Annotated in this window: 9 protein-coding genes and 1 pseudogene; 5 read left to right on the forward strand and 5 right to left on the reverse strand. The window is 69.5% G+C overall.

The features are described from left to right. Positions 1-1,703: fatty acyl-AMP ligase (locus tag AADI75_RS15570; RefSeq protein ID WP_341209909.1), on the reverse strand; the 1,703-nt coding region annotated here is incomplete at its 3' end. Between the two features lie 126 nt (positions 1,704-1,829). Between AADI75_RS15570 and AADI75_RS15575 the strand changes: the two genes are divergently transcribed. The 4 genes and pseudogenes from AADI75_RS15575 to AADI75_RS15590 form a co-directional block, all read left to right on the forward strand. Then, entirely contained in the window at positions 1,830-2,366 is a 537-nt protein-coding gene (locus AADI75_RS15575) for a RecX family transcriptional regulator (protein ID WP_341209910.1), read from the forward strand. Between the two features lie 76 nt (positions 2,367-2,442). Further along, positions 2,443-3,024, forward strand: a complete 582-nt coding sequence (locus AADI75_RS15580) for a cold shock domain-containing protein (protein WP_341209911.1) — start codon at positions 2,443-2,445, stop codon at positions 3,022-3,024. 58 nt (positions 3,025-3,082) lie between these two features. Then, entirely contained in the window at positions 3,083-3,478 is a 396-nt protein-coding gene (locus AADI75_RS15585) for an NADH:ubiquinone oxidoreductase subunit NDUFA12 (RefSeq protein WP_341209912.1), read from the forward strand. A 218-nt stretch (positions 3,479-3,696) separates the two neighbouring features. Then, positions 3,697-3,930 (forward strand): annotated as a pseudogene (locus AADI75_RS15590) (DUF2155 domain-containing protein); the annotation flags it as partial. 35 nt (positions 3,931-3,965) lie between these two features. Here the strand turns inward: AADI75_RS15590 and aat are convergent. The 4 genes from aat to AADI75_RS15610 all read right to left on the reverse strand — a co-directional run bounded on the left by aat (position 3,966) and on the right by AADI75_RS15610 (position 7,344). Next, a complete protein-coding gene (gene aat / locus AADI75_RS15595) occupies positions 3,966-4,694 on the reverse strand; it encodes a leucyl/phenylalanyl-tRNA--protein transferase (RefSeq protein WP_341209913.1) in 729 nt (242 codons plus the stop codon). Beyond that, positions 4,691-5,398 (reverse strand): ParA family protein, encoded by a 708-nt coding sequence (locus AADI75_RS15600; RefSeq protein ID WP_341209914.1) that lies wholly within the window; start codon positions 5,396-5,398, stop codon positions 4,691-4,693. The genes aat and AADI75_RS15600 overlap by 4 nt, the downstream gene beginning before the upstream one ends. 204 nt (positions 5,399-5,602) lie before the next feature. Further along, on the reverse strand, positions 5,603-5,989 hold the full coding sequence (locus tag AADI75_RS15605) for a hypothetical protein (RefSeq protein WP_341209915.1): 387 nt from the start codon (positions 5,987-5,989) through the stop codon (positions 5,603-5,605). Between the two features lie 71 nt (positions 5,990-6,060). Continuing rightward, positions 6,061-7,344: a type VI secretion protein ImpB gene (locus tag AADI75_RS15610; protein ID WP_341209916.1), complete on the reverse strand. Its 1,284-nt coding sequence runs from the start codon at positions 7,342-7,344 to the stop codon at positions 6,061-6,063. 147 nt (positions 7,345-7,491) lie between these two features. Between AADI75_RS15610 and AADI75_RS15615 the strand changes: the two genes are divergently transcribed. Beyond that, positions 7,492-8,342, forward strand: an 851-nt coding sequence (locus AADI75_RS15615) for a cysteine synthase A (RefSeq protein ID WP_341209917.1), incomplete at its 3' end; no start/stop codon positions are given.

Here is an 8,342-nt window from a genome sequence, read left to right on the forward strand (position 1 = left end):
CGGCTGAGCTTGCCCGAACTGGTGCGCGGCAAGGTGCGCGGCGGGATCAGTTCGACGACGCAGTTCATGCCCGTCACCGACCGCACCCGATCGCGGATTTCGTCGCGCAACCGCACGCGCTCGGCCTCGTCGGAGCTGCGGCATTGCACCAGCACCGCCGGCGTTTCCTCGCCGCCCGGCGTGGTGATCGCGAAGGCGGCGATGTCGCCGGCCTTGAAGCCGGGCAATTGCTCGACCGCCCATTCGATATCCTGCGGCCAGTGGTTGCGGCCGTTGATGATGATCATGTCCTTCGCGCGGCCGACGATGAAGATATAGCCGTCCGACATATAGCCCATGTCGCCGGTATCCAGCCAGCCGTCGACCAGACATGCATCGGTCGACGCCTGATCGCGGAAATAGCCCACCATGACGCTCGGCCCGCGGCACCACACCTTGCCGATCGCGCCGTCGGGCAGCGGGGTGCCGTCTTCCTCGCGGACCTGGATCTCCATGTCGCGCACTGCCTTGCCGCAGTTCACGATCGCGCGGTAACGCTGCGGACGATCCTCGCCGTGGTGCATCCCCGACAGCTCGGTTTCCTCGACCAGCTCGACGCGGATGCCCTCGCCCGGCGGCATCAGCGACACGGCCAGCGTCGCTTCGGCCAGGCCGTAGCTGGGCAGGAACGCAGTCGCCTGGAAGCCGGCATCGGCAAAGGCGTCGACGAACGCCTGCATCACGTCGGGGCGGATCATGTCCGCGCCGTTGCCCGCCACGCGCCAGCGCGAAAGGTCGAAGCGATCCGACGCCTTGGTCTGGCTCGAAATGCGGCGCGCGCAGATGTCATAGCCGAAGGTCGGCGAATAGCTGAGCGTGGTGCCGGTGTTGCGGCTGATCAGGTCGAGCCACGACAGCGGGCGGCGCGCGAAATCCTCGGTCTTCAGGTAATCGACCGACACCTGGTTGGCGAGCGGCGACAGGAAGCAGCCGACCAGCCCCATGTCGTGATACCACGGCAGCCACGACACGCAGCGATCGGTTTCGACGATCTGCATGCCGTGCGCATGCGCCGCAAGATTGCTGAGCAGCGCGCGATGCGTCACCGCCACGCCGTGCGGGAAGCGCGTCGAGCCGCTGGAATATTGCAGGTAGCAGACGTCGTCGGCGCTGGCCGCGGGCAAGTCTGCGGCCGGGGCGGGACGCGTCGCGAACTCGGCCCAGTCGACCCCGGCCACGCCCGACGCCTCGGCGGCGGCGCCCGCCAGTTGCGCCAGCTCGGCCGGATAGATCAGCAGCTTCGGATCGCAGCTCGCGAGCTGGACGCGCAACTGATCGATGTAGGATTCGCGCCCGCCGAACGAGGTCGGCAGCGGCAGCGGCACCGGCCAGGCGCCCGCCAGCACCGCGCCGAAGAACAGCGCGGCGAATTCGGCGCTCGTCTCAGCGACCAGCGCGACGCGGTCGCCCGGCACGACCCCGGCGGCGATCAGCCGCAACGCGGCGTCATGCGCGTCGTCGCGCATCTGCGCGAACGGATAGCCACGCACCAGCGTGCCGCGCGCATCGTGGAAGTTCAGCCCGCGCACGCCCGACGCGGCATAATCGAGTGCCTCGCCCAGCGTCGTAAAATCCGAGAAGCGGCGCGGCAGCCGGTCCTCGGTCGGGGTGGCCGTCGGCGCAACCGTCGCGGGAGCGTTCATCGTGGCGAGGTCGATCGTCATCCTGTGTTCCTGTCGCACCTGTCACGCGTGCGCAATGGTTGACCGGCAAAAATGGCGGTTTGCCGGATGTGTTAAAATTTTGAGCGTTAGAATCCACGGTCAGTGTGGCACAATCAAGGCGTGGCTTTGACTCCGCCCTCTGCGCGCACGCCGCGCCGTGCCCCGCCGCCGCTCGACGCCGCCGCGCTCGAACGGCTGGCGCTCCGCTATGTCGAGCGGTTCGCGACGTCGCGCGGCAAGCTGGCCGACTATCTGGCGCGCAAGGTTCGAGAGCGCGGCTGGGACGGTGTGCCGGTCGATCCGCGCGAGGTGGCGCAGCGGATGGCCGACGCCGGCTATGTCGACGATCGCAGCTTCGCCGAGCAGAAGGGTGCGGCATTGGCGCGGCGCGGCTATGGCGCGCGACGCGTGGCCGAGACGCTGCGCGCCGCCGGGCTGGACGAAGAGGATCGCGCGCCCGTCGTGGAGGAAGCGCGCACCGCCGCGCTCGACAGCGCGCTGCGGCTGGCGCGGCGCAAGCGGATCGGGCCGTTCGCCTCGCAGCGCCCCGATCCCCGCGAACGCGAGCGGCACCTCGCGGCGCTGCTGCGGGCCGGGCACGATTCGACCACCGCACGACGCGTCGTCGACAGCGCGCCGGGGGAGATTCCGATCTTGGACTGACATATCCCTTCTTGCTTTCACTCATGGTGCAGTGCACCGATGTTAACCGGGGATTAAAAAAGGGGCAGGACGCGACGTGCACGACGGGCCTGGCACACCGACCGGGGGCGCGGAACTTCGCGCCGGACCGACCGAGGGCGCGCTGCCGTCGGTCGTGCTGACCGGCGTGCTGAAATGGTTCGACGCGACGCGCGGGTTCGGTTTCATCGTGCCCGACGATCCGGCGATGGGGGACGTGCTTCTCCACTTCAGCGTGCTGCAGGCCTATGGCCGCCGTACCCTGCCCGAAGGCACGCGCTTGCAGGGGCTGGCTGCGCAAGGACCGCGCGGGTGGCAGGCGGTGGAGATTTCCGCGCTCGACCTCGCCGCCGCGACCGAGACGGTGCGCGACCGCGACCGTGAGCGGCTGGCCCCCGAGATCGCACCCGACGACGCCGCATCGCAGGCGCAATGGGAAGACGTCAGCGTCAAATGGTTCAACCGGATCAAGGGCTACGGCTTTCTGGTGGCGCTGGCGCGGCCCGGCGACATCTTCGTCCATATGGAGACGCTGCGCCGTGCCGGGATCGCGGATGTCGAGCCCGACCAGCGGCTGCGCGCGCGGGTGGTGCAGGGGCGCAAGGGACCGCTCGCGGTCGGGGTCGCCGCGCCCGAGTGACCCCCGTGTGCAACGGGCATTGAACGGGCGCGCGCACGCGGGTAAGCGAGGCGCCACGATGGGCATCAATCTCAACCCCTTCACCTGGTGGAACGGCGCAAGCTGGGGCACCATCCTCTACGGCCTGCGCGGCAAGCGTCAGGTGGGCGAGGATTATCTCGGCAACACCTATTGGGAGGGTGGCCGCGATACCGCGGGCGAGCCGCGCCGCTGGGTGATCTATGCGGGCGCCAACGACGTCAGCCGCGTGCCGCCGGAATGGTATGGCTGGCTCCATCGCCAGATCGACGGCGTGCCGACCGACGTGCTGCCCGCGCCGCGGCAGTGGGAAAAGCCCGCCGTCCCGAACATGACCGGCACCGCCTTCGCCTATCGCCCGCAAGGCGCGCTGGAGAAGGGCGGCAACCGCGCCGCCGCGACCGGCGATTACGAGGCGTGGAGCCCCGACGCGTGAAGCGCCCGCTCGCGATCGGCGGGCTGGTTCTGGTGGCGGCGGCAGGCGTAACCTGGGCGGGGCTCGGCCTTCGCACGGGCTCGCGTGCCGTGTCGCCCGACGCGCCGATCGTGAGCAAGACGGTGCCCGACACCGCACCGGATGCCGCGGAGACTCCGGCCGCCGACGAAGTCCGCACCGATGCGCAGGACGCGGCGGTCGACGCCGGCACCACCCCGATGGCGCAGCGCGTCGCGGTGCTGGGCCTGCTCAACAAGCGCAACGGCGTCAGCCGCGAGCTGACGCTTCGCCCCGGACAGGCGGGCCGCGTCGGCGACGTGATCGTGCGGCTGCGGGCGTGCGAGAAGACCGCGCCGTGGGAGCCCGAGCAACTGACCGGCGCCTTCGTTCAGCTCGACGTGCGTGGGGCCGACGCGCATTGGCGGCGCGTCTTCTCGGGCTGGCTCTATAAGGAGCGTCCCGCGCTCAACGTCGTCATCCACCCGGTCTACGACGTCTGGCCGAGGAGCTGCACGACGACCTTCCCGGGCACCGCGCCGTCGGCCCCCGCCGCGGCGTCGAGCGCGAAGAAATCGCCCGCGCCGGCCTCGACGGACAGCGACGCCGCGGACGAGGCCGCCGACGAACCGGTCGAGGAAAGCGCCGCGCCCAGCAACGCCATGTAATCGGCGCGATCGATCTCCTGCGCGCCCAGCGAGGCGAGGTGCGCGGTCATGAACTGGCAGTCCAGCAGCGAGAAGCCGCCCGCGCCCAGCCGCGCGACCAGCGACGCGATCGCGACCTTCGAGGCATTGGGCGCGCGGCTGACCATGCTCTCCCCGAAGAAGGCGCGGCCGAGCGCCAGCCCGTAGAGCCCGCCCGCCAGCCGGTCGCCGTCCCAGCATTCGACCGAATGGGCACGGCCCATCGCGTGCAGGCGGACGAACGCGTCCTCGATGATCGGGTTGATCCACGTATCGGGGCGATCCTCGGCAGCCTCGGCGCACAGCGCGATGATCTGCCGGAACGCGCGGTCGACGGTGACGCGGAAACGATCGGCGGCGATCACGCGCCGCAACGACCGGGACAGATGGAAGCCGTCGAGTGGCAGGATCGCACGGCGACGCGGCTCCACCCAATAGATGCTGTCGGCATCGCGGCTGTCCGCCATCGGAAAGACGCCGACCGAATAGGCGCCGAGCAACAGCCCCGGATCGAGCGTTCCCGGTCCGGTCAAGCCCGTCGCTGCTCGATCGTCCGCCACAGGTGCGCAAAGGCGGCCGCCGCGGGGCTGCGCGGCGCGGCGACCCCGGTCGGCAGCCGCTGCGTCGTGGCGTTTTCGACCGCGCTGGCCATCGGGATCACCGGCCAGTCGGGATTGCGCGCGATCGCCTCGGCATGAAGCGCGCGGCGGCGGTCGACCATCACGTGCACCGGCAGGATCGGCACCTGCCCGCCGAATTCGCGATCGAGCGTCGCGAACGCCTGTTGCGAGAAGGCGGAGGGGACGACCGGCACCACCAGCAGGTCGGCAGCGCGCACCACCTGGTCGGACGTCTCGGTCAGCCCCGGCGGGCAATCGAGCACCACCGTGTCGTGATCGCCCAACTCGCCGACCAGCTTGCGCAGCCGGCGCTTCTTGTCCAGCTCACGCAGCTGATGGTTCAGGTCGCGCAACGAGGCGTCGGCGGGGAGCAGGTCGAGCCGGTCGAACGCGGTCGCGGAGATCAGCTTGGCGGGCGATACGCCTTTGGCGAACAGCGCGCCGGCCCGGTCATGCGCGCGGCCATCGCCCAGCGCCCAGGTGGCGGAACCTTGCGGATCGAGATCCCACAATAACGTGCGCCGCGCCGATAGCGTCGCCGCACACCAGGCGAGATTGATCGCCAGCGTCGTTTTCCCGACGCCGCCCTTCACGCTGTAGATCGCCACCGTCGTCATGCGCGTGACGCTACGATTCGGCCGGACGCAGGGCAAGGAGGATGATGCAGGTCGGCGCCGTGCCCCGCCATCGCGGGTCGACGCGACGAGGTCGCCGGGACGGCGCGCCTCGCGCCGTAAGTTCCGGCCCGCGCCTGATTTTTGTCGCAGGTCCGGCATGGGAAAAAGGGGCAGGCCGGTGGCGGCCTGCCCGATCGGAAAAAATTACGAGTGGCAGACCAGCTCGGGCTTGCCCGGACGGGTCAGCTTCACCTCGCTGGTGGTGCCGGTCATCTTCCAGCCACCCTCGGCGGTCAGCGGATCGCCCGCCTTCTCGGCCTTCAGCGTGGTGGCGGCGCCGCCCTTTTCGGTGCGGACCACCGCCTGCTTGTCGCCGTCGAAGAAGGTGACATAGGCCAGGCTCTGATCCTTGCAGCGCATGGTCTTGTCGGCCTTGATCGCCGGGGGCAGTTCGATCGGTGCCGCGTTGGCGAGCGTCGACGCCATCGGATCGGGGTTGCTGTCGAGCACCTGCGGCGAGGACGGCTCGGAGTTGCAGGCCGACAGGGCCAGCAGGGCGCCGGCCAGCGAAAGGGGGAGGAGCTTCTGCATAATATGTGCCGCTTCGCCGATGCGCTTTTGTCCGTCAAGTCACGGATTATTGCGGTGCATCAGAGATGCGGTCATTCGTGAAATTCATCCATGTCCGGGATGCGGCCAAACGCAATTTTCGTACCGACACGGTCCAGCCGCCCGCCGTGCATCGCGCCTACCGACACCGCATGTCGCCCGAATCGCTCGTTTATCCGGTCCATCGCCCGGCTCAGCGCCAATCCGCGCGTCTCGCGTGCCAGCGGATCGTCGGCGGGCAGGTGCGCGAACAGCGAATGCTGCTCCGCGGTGACGGGTTCGATCTCGGCCAGCGTCACCCCGATCATCCGGCAGCCGCTGCGATGCACCGCCTCCTGCGCGCGCAGCCGCGGGAGCAACGTGTCGAGTGCCGACAGCACCGCGAAACTGTCCTGCGTCGCGGGCAGCTTCGCGGAGGTGCGCCACACGCTCTTGTCGTCCTCGAACCGCGCATGCAGCACCAGCAACCGCGCGCGATACGCCTTGCGGCGCAACCGGCTCGCCGCCTTCAGCGCCAGCCGCCGCGCGGTCAGTCGCACCGCGCCATAGCCGCGCTTGCCCGGCGACAGGACATGGCTGTGCCCGATCGTGCGGCTCTGCGTCGCCTTCTCGGCCAGATCGACGCCGTGGAGCAGATACCACAGCCGGTCGCCATTGGTGCCGCCCCACGCATGGCCGGCGTCGCGCGGCCGGCGTGCGAGCAATTGCTCGATATCGTTGACCCCGTCGCGTGCCAGCCGCCGCTCCATCTTCGCGCCGATCCCGCTGATGTCGCGCAACGACAGGCGATAGAGCGCGTGCGGCAGGTCGGCCGCCTCGAACACCACCAGCCCGTCGGGCTTCTGCAGGTCGGAGGCGAGCTTGGCGAGCAGCCGGTTGGGCGCGATCCCGACCGAGGACGTCAGGCATGCGCCGACTTTCTCGCGGATGCCGCGCTTGATCCGCACCGCCAGCGCCTCGGCATGCGCGCGGTCGTTCTCGTTGTCGAGCAGCCGGCACGCGACCTCGTCGATCGAACAGACCTTGGTGACCGGGATGTGCCGCTCGATCTCGGCGACGATCGCATGGTGAAATTCGACGTAGCGCTCGTGGCGTGCGGGCGTGACGACCAGTTCGCGGCAGCGCTGCTTGGCCTCCCACACCGGCGTGCCCGTCGAGATGCCGTAGCGTTTCGCCTCGACCGAGGCCGCGATCGCCACCGTCGTGTCGGTGCCGACCGGCGCGACGATCACCGGCCGTCCGCGCAGGCTGGGCTGCAACTGCTGCTCGACGCTCGCGAAATAGCTGTTCAGATCGAGGAACAACCAGCGCAGCGGGCGGGGCGGCAGGTCGGTCATGGACGGCTCGGGGGCGACTCGCGTTCGGAAACGAAACAGGAACATGGCAGCTTTGTCGCGACTTGGCGAGCAGGATGAAGGCGGGAGAGGGCGACCGATAGTTTCAATCGCTTGCGCATCGCCCGGCGCGCCCGCATTTGTGCCGCCATGCATACGACCACCGATACTCTCGCCCTGATCGGCAATACGCCGCTCGTCCGTCTGAAGGGGCCGAGCGAGGCGACCGGCTGCGATATCTTCGGCAAGTGCGAGTTCGCCAATCCTGGGGCGAGCGTGAAGGACCGCGCCGCGCTGTTCATCGTCAACGATGCCGAGGAGCGCGGCGTGCTCGCGCCCGGCGGGACGATCGTCGAGGGCACGGCGGGCAACACCGGCATCGGGCTGGCGCTGGTCGCCAATGCCAAGGGCTACCGCACGATCATCGTGATGCCCGACACCCAGTCCAAGGAGAAGATGGACACGCTGCGCGCGCTGGGCGCGGAGCTGGTGACGGTGCCGGCCGCGCCGTATGCGTCGTCGGCGCATTTCGTTCACACCTCGCGGCGGATCGCGGAGGAGACGCCCGGCGCGATCTGGGCGAATCAGTTCGACAATATCGCCAACCGCCGCGCGCACATCGTCGGCACCGCCGAGGAGATCTGGACGCAGATGGACGGCCGGATCGACGGCTTCACCTGCGCGGTCGGCACCGGCGGTACCTTCGCCGGGGTCGGGCTGGGGTTGAAGGCGCATGACCCGGACGTGTGCATCGCGCTCAGCGATCCGCACGGCGCAGCGCTCTACGAATATTATGCGTGCGGCGAGTTGCGCGCGGAGGGCTCGTCAGTCGCCGAGGGGATCGGGCAGGGGCGGATCACCGCCAATCTGGACGGCGCGCCGGTCGACACGCAGTTCCGCATCCCCGATCAGGAGGGGCTCGACTGGACCGACCGATTGCTGCGCGAGGAAGGGCTGTGCCTCGGTCTGTCGTCGGGGATCAACGTCGCGGGCGCGGTGCG

Origin of the sequence: uncultured Sphingomonas sp. (assembly GCF_964021865.1) — a bacterium.
Taxonomy (GTDB): domain Bacteria; phylum Pseudomonadota; class Alphaproteobacteria; order Sphingomonadales; family Sphingomonadaceae; genus Sphingomonas.